General features: G+C 64.0%; 17 protein-coding genes. 11 read left to right on the forward strand and 6 right to left on the reverse strand.

The annotated features are described in order from the left end of the window. Positions 1–244: 244 nt before the first annotated feature. The 6 genes from ACO1XS_RS03690 to ACO1XS_RS03715 all read left to right on the forward strand — a co-directional run bounded on the left by ACO1XS_RS03690 (position 245) and on the right by ACO1XS_RS03715 (position 7,762). A complete protein-coding gene (locus tag ACO1XS_RS03690) occupies positions 245–2,233 on the forward strand; it encodes a glycoside hydrolase family 28 protein (protein WP_486390032.1) in 1,989 nt (662 codons plus the stop codon). Between the two features lie 74 nt (positions 2,234–2,307). Further along, positions 2,308–4,587, forward strand: coding sequence for an FdhF/YdeP family oxidoreductase (locus ACO1XS_RS03695; RefSeq protein WP_486390033.1), 2,280 nt, complete (start codon positions 2,308–2,310; stop codon positions 4,585–4,587). A 111-nt stretch (positions 4,588–4,698) separates the two neighbouring features. Next, a complete protein-coding gene (locus tag ACO1XS_RS03700) occupies positions 4,699–5,268 on the forward strand; it encodes a hemerythrin domain-containing protein (RefSeq protein ID WP_331567997.1) in 570 nt (189 codons plus the stop codon). 34 nt (positions 5,269–5,302) lie between these two features. Continuing rightward, positions 5,303–5,584, forward strand: coding sequence for a DUF6566 family protein (locus ACO1XS_RS03705; RefSeq protein ID WP_331567880.1), 282 nt, complete (start codon positions 5,303–5,305; stop codon positions 5,582–5,584). A 103-nt stretch (positions 5,585–5,687) separates the two neighbouring features. Further along, positions 5,688–7,082: a selenium-binding family protein gene (locus ACO1XS_RS03710; protein WP_331567881.1), complete on the forward strand. Its 1,395-nt coding sequence runs from the start codon at positions 5,688–5,690 to the stop codon at positions 7,080–7,082. Positions 7,083–7,108: 26 nt separating this feature from the next. Next, entirely contained in the window at positions 7,109–7,762 is a 654-nt protein-coding gene (locus tag ACO1XS_RS03715; RefSeq protein WP_486390034.1) for a hypothetical protein, read from the forward strand. A 76-nt stretch (positions 7,763–7,838) separates the two neighbouring features. On the opposite strand, the gene hmgA is transcribed toward ACO1XS_RS03715, so the two are convergent. After that, positions 7,839–9,182 carry a homogentisate 1,2-dioxygenase gene (gene hmgA / locus ACO1XS_RS03720; protein ID WP_331567883.1) on the reverse strand — a complete coding sequence of 448 codons (1,344 nt, stop codon included), beginning with the start codon at positions 9,180–9,182 and terminating at the stop codon, positions 7,839–7,841. 180 nt (positions 9,183–9,362) lie between these two features. Between hmgA and ACO1XS_RS03725 the strand changes: the two genes are divergently transcribed. The 5 genes from ACO1XS_RS03725 (at position 9,363) to ACO1XS_RS03745 (ending at position 13,046) form a co-directional block, all read left to right on the forward strand. Beyond that, positions 9,363–10,178 carry an EAL domain-containing protein gene (locus ACO1XS_RS03725; protein WP_331567884.1) on the forward strand — a complete coding sequence of 272 codons (816 nt, stop codon included), beginning with the start codon at positions 9,363–9,365 and terminating at the stop codon, positions 10,176–10,178. 75 nt (positions 10,179–10,253) lie between these two features. Then, on the forward strand, positions 10,254–11,444 hold the full coding sequence (locus ACO1XS_RS03730; protein ID WP_486390035.1) for an acyl-CoA dehydrogenase: 1,191 nt from the start codon (positions 10,254–10,256) through the stop codon (positions 11,442–11,444). 229 nt (positions 11,445–11,673) lie between these two features. Then, positions 11,674–11,976 (forward strand): ElaB/YgaM/YqjD family protein, encoded by a 303-nt coding sequence (locus tag ACO1XS_RS03735; RefSeq protein WP_331567886.1) that lies wholly within the window; start codon positions 11,674–11,676, stop codon positions 11,974–11,976. 133 nt (positions 11,977–12,109) lie between these two features. After that, positions 12,110–12,508: a phage holin family protein gene (locus ACO1XS_RS03740; RefSeq protein ID WP_331567887.1), complete on the forward strand. Its 399-nt coding sequence runs from the start codon at positions 12,110–12,112 to the stop codon at positions 12,506–12,508. A gap of 76 nt (positions 12,509–12,584) precedes the next feature. Continuing rightward, the gene (locus ACO1XS_RS03745) at positions 12,585–13,046 is read left to right on the forward strand and encodes a hypothetical protein (RefSeq protein WP_331567888.1); all 462 of its coding nucleotides are present in this window, start codon (positions 12,585–12,587) and stop codon (positions 13,044–13,046) included. 91 nt (positions 13,047–13,137) lie between these two features. On the opposite strand, the gene ACO1XS_RS03750 is transcribed toward ACO1XS_RS03745, so the two are convergent. Genes ACO1XS_RS03750 through ACO1XS_RS03770 form a run of 5 tightly spaced genes read right to left on the reverse strand, consistent with a single transcriptional unit; the run spans position 13,138 to position 16,008 of the window. Then, positions 13,138–13,602, reverse strand: coding sequence for a type IV pilin protein (locus ACO1XS_RS03750; RefSeq protein WP_486390036.1), 465 nt, complete (start codon positions 13,600–13,602; stop codon positions 13,138–13,140). After that, entirely contained in the window at positions 13,603–14,145 is a 543-nt protein-coding gene (locus ACO1XS_RS03755; protein ID WP_331567889.1) for a pilus assembly PilX family protein, read from the reverse strand. Continuing rightward, a complete protein-coding gene (locus ACO1XS_RS03760; protein WP_331567890.1) occupies positions 14,142–14,945 on the reverse strand; it encodes a PilW family protein in 804 nt (267 codons plus the stop codon). Before ACO1XS_RS03760 ends, ACO1XS_RS03755 begins: the two co-directional genes overlap by 4 nt. Positions 14,946–14,974: 29 nt before the next feature. After that, positions 14,975–15,424, reverse strand: a complete 450-nt coding sequence (locus ACO1XS_RS03765; protein ID WP_486390037.1) for a type IV pilus modification PilV family protein — start codon at positions 15,422–15,424, stop codon at positions 14,975–14,977. Continuing rightward, positions 15,421–16,008: a GspH/FimT family pseudopilin gene (locus ACO1XS_RS03770; protein WP_486390038.1), complete on the reverse strand. Its 588-nt coding sequence runs from the start codon at positions 16,006–16,008 to the stop codon at positions 15,421–15,423. The genes ACO1XS_RS03765 and ACO1XS_RS03770 overlap by 4 nt, the downstream gene beginning before the upstream one ends. Positions 16,009–16,107 lie beyond the last annotated feature (99 nt).

Here is a 16,107-nt window from a genome sequence, read left to right on the forward strand (position 1 = left end):
CGCGTCGTTCGAATCCGGCGGTTAGCCGCCCCATGTCCGCTCATTGCGCACGTATGTCATACGATGACTGATGACACGTGCCGCGGCTCCGCTCGCCCGCAATCGCACTAGCTCCGCGGGTTTACGAGATTTCTCAGCCGGAACGGTTCGGAACTACACTGCTCGACGTAGTACGACAACATAAGACTCAGCGCGGGCCGCGCGTCCCTTGCCGCTCGCCGACCCTATCCAGGAGGCGTTCCAAATGACAGCAAAAAGCCGTCGTCGTGCATCATCGATTTCCGCCATATCGAACGTCCGCCTCACGCGCCGCGCATTCGTCGGCCTCGGCGGTGCGGCGCTCGCCAGCACGCTCGGACCGCTGAGCGCCGTGCGCGCGTTCGCCGCGGCGCCCGGCATTCCCCAGGTCGATCTCATTTGGGGCGAACACGGCGCGGCCGCGAGGATCGCGGCGATGGTGGCGCATGTTTCGAACACGCTCTTTCGTCCGCGCGATTACGACGTGACGGCTTACGGCGCACAGTCCGTGAGCGTCGTGGCGGCCACCTCGCCCTACACGAACGTGGCCAAGTCGCCTGTCAGCCCAGGCTCCGAGAAAACGCCCGCCCCCAATGCGTTCGACTCGCGCCCGGCATTCCTGGCCGCGATCGACGCCTGCCACCGCGAAGGCGGCGGTCGTGTCGTCGTTCCGCCCGGCAATTGGTACTGCGCTGGGCCGATCGTCCTGCAAAGCAACGTCCGCTTTCACCTGAGCGCGAACTGCACGATCTATTTCAGCCCGAACCCTGCCGACTACGCGAAGGACGGTCCCGTGGATTGCGGCGCCAACGGCCGGCTCTACTACAGCCGCTGGCAGGCCGACGACTGCCTGAACTTCGGCGCTCCGGTCTATGCGCGCAATGCGATCAACATCGCGCTGACGGGCGAAGGTCCGAGTTCGGTGCTCAACGGGCAAGCGATGACACCCTTCTCCGGCAGCGGCAACAACAGCGTCTGCTGGTGGACGTACAAGGGCTCGTCCGGCGCCTACGGAGCAGGCGCATCGGTGCCGAGCCAGGCGTATGCCAACCCGAACAACGTCGATTTGCGTCTCGTGGCGCCCGGCATCTCCGATGCGCTCTATGCGCTGCTGACCTCGCCCAGCACCCCGTGGCAGCAGGACCAGAACTACTTGCCGGCGCTTTCCGAAGCCGGCGTGCCCGTCGAAAAACGCATCTTCGGGCTCGGCCATTATCTGCGTCCGTGCCTGGTGGAATTCATCGACTGCAAGAACGTGCTGATGGAAAACTACCAGACGCAAAACACGCCGTTCTGGCAGCACCATCCCACGGCCTGCATGAACGTCGTATTTCGCGGCGTGACGACCGACAGCATCGGTCCCAACAACGACGGGTTCGATCCCGAGGCCTGCACCAACGTCCTCGTGGAAAACTGTACGTTCAACACCGGCGACGATTGCATCGCCATCAAATCGGGCAAGAATCTCGACACCGAATACGGGCCGGCCAAACGCCATTTGATTCGCGATTGCACGATGAACAGCGGCCATGGCGGCATTACGCTAGGCAGCGAGATGGGCGGCGGCGTCGAGCAGATCTTCGCGACGAACCTGTCGATGCTCAACGCAAACTGGCAAACCAATCCGCTCAATATCGCCATTCGCGTGAAAACGAACATGAATCGCGGCGGCTACGTGAAGGACTTCCACGTCAAAGGCGTGACGCTGCCGAACGGCGTCAGTCTCAAAGGCGGTGGCTACGGCAGCGCGTTTCTCGCCGGCAGTCCGATCAATGCGAGCGTGCCGCTGGGCGTCGTCACGCCGGCGGCCGGCAATCCGGCAGCGGCTCAAGGCGGAATCGTCACGTTCGACTGCGACTATCAGCCCGCTAACGATGCCGTCAGAACGCGGCCGCCCGTCGTGCAAAACATCACGATATCGGACGTCAAGGCAAGCAACGTGACGTTGAACGGCGTAACCGCCTCCTGTTTTCAGGCGATCGTCGCGCAAGGTCCCGTCGCATCCGACTACAACGGCCCCACACCCGCGCCGGCCGTCGTGCCGATCTCGGGCGTCTCGATCAGCAACTGCGACTTCGGCACCCCGGTCGCGGCGGGTCCTGCCACGGTCACCTCGCCCGGGCCGATTTATGCCTACAACGTGAACGCGATCGCGCTCTCGAATACGGTCATCGCGGGCCAGATCGTCAACACGACGATCGTCGACAAGCGCTAAGCCCTCGGGGCGGGATGGAATGGAGATTGCTCGCTACGGACCTGCGTAGCGCTGTTTCTCCGGAGCATCCCGCCATGAGCAAGGCAAACAAGAGTCCGTCATATCCGTTCGCGTCCGGCGGTTGGGGATCGCTGAAAGCGGTAACGAACATCCTCGCGCAGGAAAAGATCACACTGAAAGACAGTGCGGTTCTGCTCAGGCAGAACAAGCCCGACGGATTCATGTGCGTCAGTTGTTCGTGGGCAAAGCCGGCCGATCCTCACACGTTCGAGTTCTGCGAAAGCGGAGCAAAAGCGACCGCGTGGGACCTCACTGCGAAGCGCATGACACCCGAGTTCTTCGAACTCAATACGGTGAGTTCGCTGCTGAACTGGCCCGACCATGACCTCGAGGAGGCCGGAAGACTCACCGCGCCGATGAAGTACGACGCTGCTACCGATCGATACGTCGAAGTCAGCTGGGAGGACGCCTTTCGCGAGATCGGCCGGGAACTGGCCGCGCTCGATCCCAAGAGCGTCGTTTTCTACACGTCGGGGCGAGCATCCCTCGAAACGTCATACATGTATCAGCTTTTCGTGCGAATGTATGGCTGCAACAACCTTCCCGACAGCTCGAACATGTGCCACGAGAGCACCAGCGTCGGACTGAAGGAAGCCATTGGAGTCGGGGTCGGCACGATCACGCTCGAAGACTTCGAAAAGACCGACCTGATGTTTTTCTTCGGACAGAACGTCGGCACCAACAGTCCTCGAATGCTCCACCAGTTGCAGGAAGCACGCAATCGCGGCGTTCCCATCATCACGTTCAATCCGCTGGTCGAGCCAGGCCTCGTTTCGTTCGCGAACCCGCAGTCGCCCGTGCAGATGTTGACACCCGCGCAGACACCGATCAGCACGCAGTACCACCAGGTGAAGACGGGCGGCGATACGGCGGCGATCCTCGGCATCTGCAAGGCGGTCATCGAAGCGGACGATCGAGCCACAGCGCAGGGCTTGCCTCGCGTCCTCGATGTCGCCTTTATCGATGAACACACGATCGGCTTCGAGGAGTTCGCTGCCTATGCGCGGGCAACCGACTGGAGCGAGATCGAACGTGTGAGCGGCCTCACGCGCGCTGCTCTGCTCGATGCGGCCGACGAATACATGCGGGCCAACGCGGTAATGGCGCACTTTGGGATGGGTTTGACGCAGCATCGGCTCGGCGTGCAGAACGTCCGCATGCTCACCAACCTTTTGCTGTTGCGCGGGAACATCGGCAAGCCGGGCGCCGGCCCCTCGCCGGTGCGCGGACACTCCAACGTGCAGGGCCAGCGCACGGTGGGCATCACCGAGAAGCCGGAACTGGCGCCGCTCGATCAGCTCGCGACGCAGTTCTCGTTCGAGCCTCCGAGGAGCAAAGGGCTGAACACCGTTGAAGCGTTCGAAGCAATGCTGAATGGTGAGGTGAAAGCCGTCGTCAATCTGGGCGGCAATCTCGTACGCTCGGTCCCGGATCGGCTGCGCGCGGAACCGGCATGGGCAGGTCTGCGCTTGACCGTCAATGTGGCGACGAAGCTCAACCGCAGCCACCTCGTTCACGGCGAAGTCTCGTACGTCCTCCCGTGCCTGAGCCGAATCGAAATTCACCGTACGCCACTAGGCGAACAAGCCGTTTCGATGGAAGACAGCACGGGGTGCATGCATGGCTCGAAAGGCGTCACGGAACCCGCCAGCGAAAAAGCCCGGCCGGAACAATACATCGTGGCGGGCATCGCCAAAGCAACGCTGGGCGAGCGTTCCACCGTCGACTGGGACGCCTGGCGCGACGACTATTCGCTCGTGCGCGAGGAAATCGCCAAGACCTATCCCGACATCTTCCACGACTTCAACGCGCGCATGTGGCAGCCGGGCGGCTTCCACCGGCCGCTTGCCGCACGTCATCGCCAGTGGAAAACCCAATCGGGCAAGGCCGAGTTCCTCACGCCCCACTCGCTGGGCGAAGACCCCGACATGCCGGAGAAAGTGCCTGAAGCGCTGCGTCTGATGACATTGCGCAGCGACAGCCAGTTCAATACGACGATCTACAACACCGGAGACCGTTTTCGCGGCGTGAAGAATACGCGCATGGTCATTCTGATGAATAAAGCGGATATCGAAAAACGTCACTTGCATGAAGGCCAGAAAGTGACGCTGCAAACGATCGCCGACGACGGAATCGATCGGCGCCTCGAAGGGCTCGAAATCAAGGCGTATGCGATACCCGAGGGTTGTATCGGCGGCTACTACCCGGAATGCAACGTATTGCTGCCGCTTTGGCACTACGCGAAGGAAAGCAAGGTACCGGGTGCGAAATCGATCCCGGTGCGCATCGTCTAGGACCCGTTCACGTCCGACTGCTTTGCGGTGAGGGTGCCGCGCGGGAACGCAGCATGCTCACCGGAACGCGCACGGTCCCTTACCGTGTCCCCACCATCAGAGGTCGATACCATGCCCTACGTGCCCACCATCACGACGATGATTCGTCTCGATCACTCCCACGCCGTATCTGCATTTCATCGCTACGGTAGCGAAACCGCATGGTGGCGCAAACGTGCGATCGTCACCTCCGTCTGCAGAGCGCTTGAAATACATGCACAGCTCGAAGAAGAATTCTTCTACCCTGCCCTTGCGCGCATCGCACCGACTGACGAAATTCTGAAGAAGAGCCAGTCCGAGCATGACCAACTGCGCGAAATCATCGCGAAGCTGCGTGGCATGGGCCCGGAGAACGCCGCCTACGATTCGCTGTTCATGGAGTTGATGCGCGATACCCTGCACCATGTCGCCGATGAGGAAACGAAGCTGCTACCCCTCGCGGAGCGCGCGCTCGGTCCCGAATTGCGCACGCTGGGCGCGCAAATGATGCGCCGGCGAATGCAGTTGCTGGGAGAACATCCCGTCGAGATGGCAGTCAATACGGCCGGTACATTCCCTGTTGCCACAGCCGTCGTGGCGACCGTGCTCGCCTGCGGCGTGGCGCGGCTAGTCAGGGGCAATCGACACGCGCGCGCGGCATGAACCGCCGCGCATTGTCCGACACGGGCGCCCGCTCATGCCCTTCCCCTCTGATCGCGACGAGTTTCCGCCCGAGCGCTTCGTGTATCGCGGCTACAGCGTGACCGTGCACACGCAGCGCAACGAGCGCAACAGCTGGCTCGCCGTCATCGATGTCGAACGCGACGGACAACCCGTGCAACTGGAGGGACCCGAGACCGTCGTACCGGTTTGGGGCACGCGGGAGGAAGCGCAACGGGCGGGCATCGAACGCGTGCGCTACCTATTGGATCAGCGCGACGGAGTGCTCGCCCTTCGCAACCCGGCGCGGCCGAGATGAGGGCCCCGCCTGAACGGGTCTTACCTTATTCCAAACGATTCCTTGATTTTCCATACGACGGCCACCTACGATAGTGAGCCTCCCCCCTCTCTTGGAGAGGCTCATGCCGTCCTGGAAACCCGATCCGACGTTCTACCCGTCTGCCCGGCTCGCCGCAGACGCTCCCCCGGAAACGCTGGCCTACGTGGCGAGCTTCGATCCGAAGCGCGCCACGCCCGATGAAATCGCCGTCGTCGATCTCGATGCGGATTCGCCGAGCTACGGCACCATCGTTCACCGCGTCGCCATGCCCAATACCGGTGACGAGCTGCATCACTTCGGCTGGAACGCCTGCAGCTCGTGCCTGTGTCCGAACGCGCCCCACCCGCACTCCGAGCGCCGCTATCTCGTCGTGCCGGGGCTGCGCTCGTCGCGCATCCACATCCTCGATACGAAGCCCGACCCACGCCGCCCGGCCATCGTACGCGTGATCGAGCCCGAGGAGCTCAAACGCAAAGCGGGCTATACGCGCCCGCATACCGTCCATTGCGGCCCGCAGGGAATCTACGTGACCGCGCTCGCGAACGCCGAGGGCGAAGCGCCCGGCGGTGTCATGCTGATCGATCACGAGACGTTCGATGTCCGCGGCCGCTGGGAAATCGAGCGCGGACCGCAAGAGCTCGCCTACGATGCCTGGTGGCATCTCGGCTTCGACACGCTCGTGTCCAGCGAATGGGGGCTGCCGGCCACGTTCGAAAACGGCCTCGTGCCCGAGGTACTGCTCGGCGGGCAGTATGGCCATCGGCTGCACTTCTGGGATCTCAACACGCGCAAACACCAGCAAACCCTCGATTTTGGCGCCGAACATCAACTCGTCTTCGAGCTGCGGCCGGCGCACGATCCGACCAAGGCCTACGGTTTCGTCAATTCGGTCATCAGTTTGAAGGACCTGTCGGCATCGATCTGGACCTGGTATCGAGACGGCAACCGCTGGGCCGCGCGCAAAATCATCGAAATCCCGGCCGAACCGGCGGACCCGGCGATCCTGCCGCCGATGCTCAAGGGGTTTTCCGCCGTCCCGCCGCTCGTTACCGATATCGCGCTTTCCCTCGACGACAAGTCGCTGTTCGTCGCCTGCTGGGGCACCGGCGACATGCACCGCTACGACGTTTCCGATCCGTTTCACCCGGAGTTGACGGGCACGGTGCGCGTGGGCGGCATCGCCTCGCGCGCCACGCATCCCTGCGCCGACGGCCGTCCGCTCAACGGGGGACCGCAAATGGTCGAAGTCAGCCGTGACGGCGAACGCGTCTACTTCACGAACTCGCTTTACGGAGCGATCGACGAACAGTTCTATCCCGACGGCATCGCCGGCTGGATGGTCAAGCTCGATGCGCCAGCCGGCGGCGGGCTCGAGTTCGACCGGGAGTTCTATCTGCCGTGGCATGACACCCATCGGCCCCATCAGATCCGGCTCGAAGGCGGCGACGCGTCGTCGGATTCCTACTGCTATCCGTGAGACGCCGCGGGAGGCGTGGGATCCGTATGAGTGCGACACTGAGCGCGGCAAGCGCCGCCACCGTCGCGACGAGCTGGGTAGCCATCGTCGGCAGCGGCGTCTTTCACGGCGTCAATCCGGCCATGGGATGGCTGTTCGCGACTGCCCTCGGGCTGCAGCGCGGCAGCCGCCAGGCGCTTTGGGCCGCGCTGCCGCCGCTGGCGCTCGGACACGCCGTGTCGGTATTCGCCGTGACGAGCTCGGCGCTCGCGTTCGGCGTGCTCGCGCGTACGCTGCATATGCAGCTCGCACTCGGGGCGATGCTGATCGCATGGGGCATCTATCACCATCTCTACGGGCATCGGCACCGCATCGCAGTGGGCATGACGGCTGGATTCGCGGGGCTGGCCTTGTGGTCCGCCGCGACGGCGACGCTGCATGGCGCCGGGCTCATGCTCGTTCCCGCGCTGATGCCGCTTTGCACGAGCGGCGCGTTCGGACCGCCGGGCGGGCCGCTCGGTCCCGCCGCCGCGGCCACGCTGCTGCATACGGCCGTTGCAACCGCGACCAGCGCGATCCTCGCGTTCGTTGCCTATCAGTATGTGGGGCTCGGCGTCTTGCGGCGCGGCTGGATCAACTTCGACTGGCTCTGGTCGGCCGCTCTCGTCGCGGCCGGCACGTTCCTGCTGGCGTTCGGCTGAAACCCGGTCCTGCGCGCGCCGCGACCGCCGTGCCCGGGCGTCTGGAAGCCGATCCGATGTCTTCCTCGAACGATCGTCAGCGGCGGGCAGCGTCGAAGCATTTGCGCAGCCCCTGCCAACACTCGAAGTAGCGCGCCTGCAACTGAGCGCTTTCGAGCGCAAAACGCGTCGGCCGCAACAACGTGCGCGTCTCGAACATGAAAGCGAGCGTGTCGGCTACCTTTTGCGGCTTGGTCGTATCCATCGTCGACGCCTTTTCGAACGTGGCCGCATCGGGGCCGTGTCCGGCCATGCAGTTGTGCAGGCTCGCACCGCCCGGCATGAAGCCCTCCTCTTTTGCATCGTAGACGCCGTGGACCAGCCCCATGAACTCGCTCGCGACATTGCGATGAAACCAGGGCGGTCGGAAGGTATCTTCGCCCACGAGCCAACGCGGCGGGAAAATCACGAAGTCGAGCGAATCGACACCCGGCGTGTCGCTTGGGGATTGCAGCACGAGGAAGATCGACGGATCGGGATGATCGAAGCCGATCGAGCCGATCGCGTTGAAGCGGCGCAAATCGTACTTATAAGGCGCGTAATTGCCGTGCCACGCCACGACGTCGAGCGGCGAGTGTCCGATATCGGCGCGCCAGAGCAAGCCGTCGAGCTTTGCCACCAGCTCGAAGGCGCCCTCCCGGTCTTCGTATGCGGCCTGCGGCGTCAGGAAGTCGCGCGGATTCGCGAGCCCGTTCGAGCCGATCGGTCCGAGATCGGGCAGGCGCAACAGTGCACCGAAATTCTCGCAGACGTAACCGCGCGCGCTTGCGTCCGGCAGCGCCACCGAAAATCGCACGCCGCGCGGAATGACGGCGATCTCCGACGGTTCGACGTCGATCCGTCCCATCTCCGTGGCGATCGCCAGCCGCCCTGCTTGCGGCACGATCAGCAGTTCGCCGTCCGCGCTATAGAAGAAGCGGTCATGCATCGAGCGATTGGCCGCATAGAGATGGATCGCACAACCCGACATCGCCGCGGCACTGCCGTTGCCGGCCATCGTAACGAGCCCTTCGACGAAATCGGTCGGCGTATCGGGCAGCGGCAGCGGGTCCCATCGGAGCTGGTTCGGCGGAGTCGGCGGAACTTGAGCAAAGTTCGCGACGAGTCGCGGCGATGGCCCGCCAGCATCGTCCGCCGGCATGCGCTCGAAAGGCTGGTGGACCGCCGCCGGGCGGATTCGGTAAAGCCACGAGCGGCGGTTATGCGCGCGCGGTGCCGTGAATGCGGTCCCCGACAGTTGCTCGGCGTACAGGCCGTACGGTGCGCGCTGCGGGGAATTACGGCCGACGGGCAGCGCGCCGGGTAGCGCTTCGGTGGCGAACTCGTTGGCAAAACCCGACTGATAGCCGTCAGGTCCGCTGTGGCTGGAGGCTGGGTGCATGAATCCTATCTCCGTGGTGCTTCTGGATTTACGCATGGTAAAACCAATTACTCATTGTTGATTCAACGTAAACCCTGATGGAGCACTACCGGACAATATCGATATAAGTAACGACGAAGTACCGATGCTGCCGGCCAGGGTGCTGCTACCATCGACACAGCGCCCCTCCCACGCCTGCCCATGATCCCCCCGACCATTCCCGCGCTCCTCGAACACGCCGCCGCTCATCCTTTCTTGCGCGAGCACTTGTCGTCCGGCGGCGACACGCCGCCGGGCTTTGCCTATGCGCACCTGGACGGCTTGCGCCTCGAAAGCGGCTATCAGCCCATCTTCGACGTGAGCATGAACGGCATACAAACGCTCTGGTCCGCGCCCGACAGCGCAGACCGCTTCGGCGACGAGCTGGGCTTTCAGGCACTGACGCTCGCGCCCGGCGGCACGCCGTTCGATCCTTGCGAACGCGTCGAGGACGACCAGGAACTCGTCGCGCGCGATCGCCTCGCGCGCACGCTGCATGCAATCAACTTTTTCGGCTCGCAACAGCACGGGCTGCTTTTTCTGCGCGTGCACGAGCGTCTGCTCAAGAGCGTCAAGTACGATCACGGCCAGCACTTTTCCACGGTGCTCGTCTCGCTCGGCCTCAACCCCGCGCGTATCGTGATCGAACTGCCCGGTATCGCGGTCGCCCATCGCACGTTTCTCGGCTATCTCACGAAGAGTTACCAGCGCTTCGGGTTCAAAGTGGCGGGTAATCTGCCGAATGCCGGACACATCATGTCGGTATCGGACATGGCGCGGCTCGACTTTCTGAAGATCGACGGTGCAGCTGTCTTGAGAGATGCCATGACCAAGCCGCTCATCGCGTACGCCAACCGACTGCACATTCCGCTGATTTTCGATCGGGTGGCGACGGAAGCGCAATTCGATGCGCTCCAGCAGTTCGGCGCGCGCTTCGTGCAAGGGCCGCTGTTCGAGCCGCACGCGCGGATCCGCTAACGCGGGGCATCCCGCTCCAGCGCTTCGCGCGGCGGTGCGATGCTTTCGCGACAACAGACCTGAAAGGAGATCACGATGGCCGAGCCTGCCCGGTTTCACTGGGACGATCCGCTGCTGCTCAACGAGCAGTTGACCCAAGAGGAACGCATGGTGCGCGACGCGGCGCACGCCTATGCGCAAGACAAACTGCTGCCGCGCGTCACCGAAGCGTTTCGTCACGAGCGCACCGATATCGAGGTCTTCCGCGAAATGGGCGCCATCGGTCTGCTCGGTCCGACCATTCCGGACGAGTACGGCGGGCCGGGTCTCAATTTCGTCAGCTACGGCCTGATCGCACGTGAAGTCGAGCGGGTCGACTCGGGCTACCGCTCGATGATGTCGGTGCAGTCGTCGCTCGTGATGGTGCCGATCTACGAGTTCGGCTCCGATGCGCAGAAGGCCCGCTATCTGCCGAAACTCGCCACCGGCGAATGGATTGGCTGCTTCGGGCTCACGGAACCCGATCACGGCTCCGATCCGGGCAGCATGGTCACGCGCGCACGCAAGGTCGAGGACGGCTATGTGCTGACCGGCGCCAAGATGTGGATCACCAATTCGCCGATCGCCGATGTGTTCGTCGTCTGGGCCAAGCTCGAAGAAGACGGCAAGGACACCATCCGCGGCTTCATCCTCGAAAAAGGCATGAAAGGCCTCAGTGCGCCGGCCATCCACGGCAAGGTCGGACTGCGCGCATCGATCACCGGCGAAATCGTACTCGACGATGTCCTGGTGCCGCGCGAGAACATGCTGCCCGATGTAAGCGGCTTGCGCGGACCGTTTACCTGCTTGAATTCCGCGCGCTACGGCATTGCCTGGGGCGCGCTCGGGGCGGCGGAATCATGCTGGCATACGGCGCGTCAGTACGTGCTCGAGCGCAAGCAGTTCGGCCGCCCGCTCGCGGCCAATCAGCTCGTGCAAAAAAAGCTCGCCGACATGCAAACCGAAATCACGCTCGGCTTGCAAGGCGTGCTGCGCCTCGGCCGCATGAAGGATGAAGGCATCGCGGCGTCCGAAATCACGTCGATCATGAAGCGCAACTCCTGCGGCAAGGCATTGGACATTGCCCGTCTAGCGCGCGATATGCTCGGCGGCAACGGCATCTCGGACGAATTCGGCGTTGCGCGCCATCTCGTCAATCTCGAAGTCGTCAATACCTACGAAGGCACACACGACATCCACGCCCTCATCCTCGGACGCGCCCAAACAGGCATTCAAGCATTCTTCTGAGCGCGTGGCACCCGGCCGTATATCGGCCGGTGCCTGTGTAAATTCGGCGTCGCGCCGACGAAACTTCTTCAAGCCGCGCGCAGTCTGCGATAAAGCCGTCCGGTGAGGCGCATCGGTTATGCGAATCGGGCCGGGAATGGATTCTGCATGTGCATCGGGTGTGGCATATGCCCGCCGGCTGTCCTATCTTTGGTACGATGCACGCGTGGATGGAAACTAGGGGATTCGAATGGCTGAAGTTAACAAGGAGAGATTGATGTCCGATATCAGAACCGTCCTCGCGGATGCCGAGGACCTCTTGAAGCAAGCCGCGAATGCCACAGGCGAACGCGCCTCGGAATTGCGCGAAACCGCGCTCTCCCGGCTCAAGCAAGCCAAGGAAAAAGCGGCCGACGTCCAGGTCGTCGTCGTGGAAAAAGGCAAAAAGGCTGCGCGCGCAACGGACGACTACGTGCATGAACACCCGTGGACGGCTATCGGCGTTGCAGCGGGGATCGGCATGGTGCTCGGCCTTCTCATCAACCGCAAGTAATCCGGGTGCGCCGGCCGGCGCGCCGGTGCCCGTCAGGCTGCCGCCGAGCTGGCCCGGTCGGCCGTGAGCCTGTACGGCAAATTGCTGGCGCCGTCTGCCCGCGCGGGGTTATGCGCTAATCCGTCCGAACTTCATGCCAAACGACGACAACCCATCGCCGCATTCATCCGCCAACCAGCACGGACCGCTGCGACGGATGCTGAGTTCGCTCTACGCGCTGTTGCAAACGCGGCTCGAGCTCATCGGCATCGAGCTCGCGGAAGAGCGCGAGCGCATTCTGGCCGTACTGTTTCTCGGCCTCATCGCCGTCATGTTCGCGATGATGGCGCTCATCAGCCTGACAGCCCTGATTGCCGTGGCATTCTGGGACACCTATCGATGGCAGGTTCTTGCAGGCATTACCGGCGTCTATGGAATCGGCGCGCTTTTGTGCGCGCTCAAGGCACGCAGCGGTTTGCACGACGCGCCGATCGTTTTTCAAGCGACGCTCAACGAGTTCGAGAAAGACCGCGAGATGTTCCGTCAGCCTTAGTTTTGGGTGATCCTTGCCGTTGATTACCGTTGATTACCGTTGAGCGCCCCAATCGAACCGAGATTCACTGCCCGCCATGAGCCAGACTAACGAGCATCACGCACGTGCCCGCGCGCACGGTCCCGTCAAGGACCTGAGTTCTCCGCAATTGCGCACGGTCCGCAAGGAGTTGCTGCTGTTGCGCGCCGAGGTCGAGCGTTCCGAGTTCGTGCACGCGCGTATGGAGCTTCATCATAGTCTGTCGAGCTTCGGCTGGCTGAAGCTGTTCGTCCCGGGCTTTTCCAGCCATCGGTCCAGGGCGGGCGGCAAAAGCATCAACGCCTCGCTGACCGATTGGTTCACCGGCCACCCGCTGGTGAGCTCGCTCGCGTCGTTGATACTGGCCAAGCCGCTGCGCGCGACGCTGGCCGCCGGCACCAAGCCGCTCATCAAGTGGGGATCGCTCGGCGCGGCCGCATGGGCGGGGTATCGCTTTCTCGCGCAAGCGATTCACCGCGAGCACGCGCGGTCGGCCACGCAGACCGGCGATGCGCCGTAACGCGCTTGCAGCGGTGCGCCGCTGAGCGCTCTTATCTCCGCGAGCTGAGCCGAGCCGGTTCGATTTCCGCGGCTCATGTCCGCGGTTGCCGCTACCGGCGGGCCAGCCAGCAGCCGGGGTCCATGGTGCCGCGCGAGCCAGCTCTCCGGTTCATACGCTCGCCGAGCACATCCAGAATGAATGTCCCGCATGCATCGCCGGCCATCGGGCCGGCATCGACAGGCCGCGCCTCCAGCGCGTAGTATCCGCTCGCGCGGTCGCCATCGACCACATGGAGCCGATAGACCGGCGCGCCGACAGGCGGCGCCTGGTCGAGTCCAGCCGGCAAGACGACCGCCCCGCCCGCATGCGCGTCCGAGCCCGCTTCCAGAAACTGCGCCGCGCGGTAGAGCGCCATCGCAGCATCGGCGCGATGGGCGCGCGCCACATGCTCGCGGTAACTCGGCAGCGCGTAAGCGGCCAACGCAGCGACGATCGCCAGCGCCACCACCAACTCCATCAGAGAGAATGCCGCGGCCCAGCGAGCCGGCGTGCGCGTAGCGTCCCTGGCGTTCAATTACCGTCTCCTCACGATGCGGCGCCAGTGGCGCGATTCCTTACCCGCTTCGCGAACCACGAAGACCTGTGCCCACGCTTGCGCATCCACGCTTGCGCCAAAGCCTCTCGCCGTGACGACATATCCCCGCGCGTGCGGCCGCTCCGCAATGCGCAGCCCTTCGATCAGACACTGAGGCGGCCTGCGACCACCGGGCCAGTTCGGTAGCGGCGAAAATGCAGCGGCATCGGCGAACGGATCGCGCTCTTGCCAACGCATCGCCTCCGCGCGGCTCGGCAGCAGCAGCGGCGCGCGGCCGGCCTCGTGCTCCCGGAGGCAAAGCTCGAGCGCGACATTGGCCGCCTGCATGCTATGCAGCGCATCCTCGAAGTTCGATGCGCGCCGCACACCCATGATGGTCGCGTCGAACGAGGCGATGGCCGCCGCCGATACCATCGACGTCAGCATGAGCGCAACCGGCAACGCCGCCCCGGATGCGTGCCCGGCAAGACGGCAGGCTCGATGGGTCCGTGGCACCAGACCGTATGCCGACGCATTGCTCATCGGCCCGCCTGCTCATGATTCCGTATCGCAACGCGGCGCCGGAATACCTGCCGAGCGAGGCCGTCGAAATAGCGCGTCGCCATCGGGTCGCAATCGACAGGCTGACCGCGTGCGGCCGTCCGCCTCCCGCGGACACGCACACAGATATCCACGGCAGTGACATGCTGCCAATCGTTTGGCGCGACGGCGTCGGCACGAACGGCTCGGGCGGCCCCGCGTATCCAATACCTGAAAGCCAGCCGTTCGACACCCGCAACAGCCGGTTGCCGGGCAAGACCGCCGTTGCCTTCGCAATAAAGCTCGGGGGTGCCGCCATCCCGCGATGTCCCCACGAAAAAGCGATTGGAGACGACGACCGGCTCTCCGGCTCGCCCGATACCCTGCCCCAGGCAATCCGTCGTTTGCCCCGCCTCGGTGGGCCACGTCGCCACGGCATCGTCGACATAGCGGATAACGATGCCGTCGGAGCCGCTCGCATCGCGCTCGCAACGAAGCCCGCCCGCCGTTTCGACCGGATGTCCCGACGTACAGCCGAATAGTCCCGGCGCGATATCTCCCGACAGCGCCGGCAACCCTGGCGGCACAAACCCCGCCATCTGGATCTGCTCGCTCATCAGCAACAGGGATGTCATACCGGCCTCGCGCATCAGCGCCGTATCGGCAGACGCGGCATAAAACTGACGCACCGTATGGTAGAGCGATGCGATCATCGCCACGACGAAGAGCCCCAATGCCGTTGCAACCATCAACTCGATGAGCGTATGCCCGCGGCTGCGCCCTCCCACTGAGCCGCGCCTCATCGATTTCGCCCCGCGCGAAGCGCCCGGCCTCATGGCGTCGCCCCCAGAAACAGAGGCGCTACGCTGCAAGAAAGCTCGGGGGCGGCGAACTCGGGCGGACATCCATCGAAACGTGTCGGGCGCGCTCGCCCAAGCGCGTGCCCACCCGCTTGCGAACTCGCCCAGCGCACCGCGACGAATGCGGCACCGCCACCTGCATCGCGTACGACGATGTCGCCACGCGGCAATGCCTGCATGGCCTGGGCACGCCAGTACTCCATCCCACCCGCCGCCGCGGATCGTTCGCGCAGCGCATCGGCGGCAGAAGCCGCAATCAGCGATGCCACCTCGCGCTGCGCAGAACTCTTTTCGGTACGCACGGCCACGAGCTGGCTCGAGATCGTGCCAACAAGAGACAACGCGGCGATGCCCAGTGCGATCGCAACTTCAAGCAGCGAGCCTCCAGTTTGCCGGCCCGGGATTCGCGGCGAGGCATTCATGCGTGCCGCCCGCACTCGGCGCTCACCCTCGCCCTGCCGCCGGCAGCGATCGAAACGCAGCGCCTCGCGGCTTGCGCAGACGCACCATGACGAGCGCCTGTCGGCGCGATCTCGAAGCTGCGAAACCCGCCGATCACCTGCCCGGCTGGCGGGCGAAACCGGATCGCATGCGCGGCGCCGCGGATCCGCACGCCGGGCGCCGGAACATGCGTGCGCAATACCCGCTGTCCGTAACCGGTTTCAAGCGCGACGACCCAACCCGTCGCCCAATCGACGGGAACACGGTCCCGGCCGAAGTCATATCCGCCGTTATGGACGCATCGTCCATAACCATCAGTGCGGCAAATCACGACCGGCAAACCGATACGAACCGCTTCGCTGCGCGCGTACGACATGCTCGCCAGCAATATGCGCATGCTCGCTTCGACGCGCTGGCGTTGCTGCCAGGTGGCAAACGACGGTATCGCCAGCGTCGCGAGCAACAGCATCACGGCGCAGACGATCAGCGTTTCGACGAATGTGAATCCGCGCGCGTGCCGCGCACGTCGGCGCTCAATGCCTGCCCCGCTTGCACCGAACCGCATTCCCAGCTCCGTTGTCCGTTGTTCGATTCGATCAATCTAGCGGACGTGCACGTACAGCACCATCGTCCGTTCGGCCGAGTGGCGAGCAGGTATCGACGC

The sequence above is a fragment of the Trinickia sp. genome, from assembly GCF_057351765.1.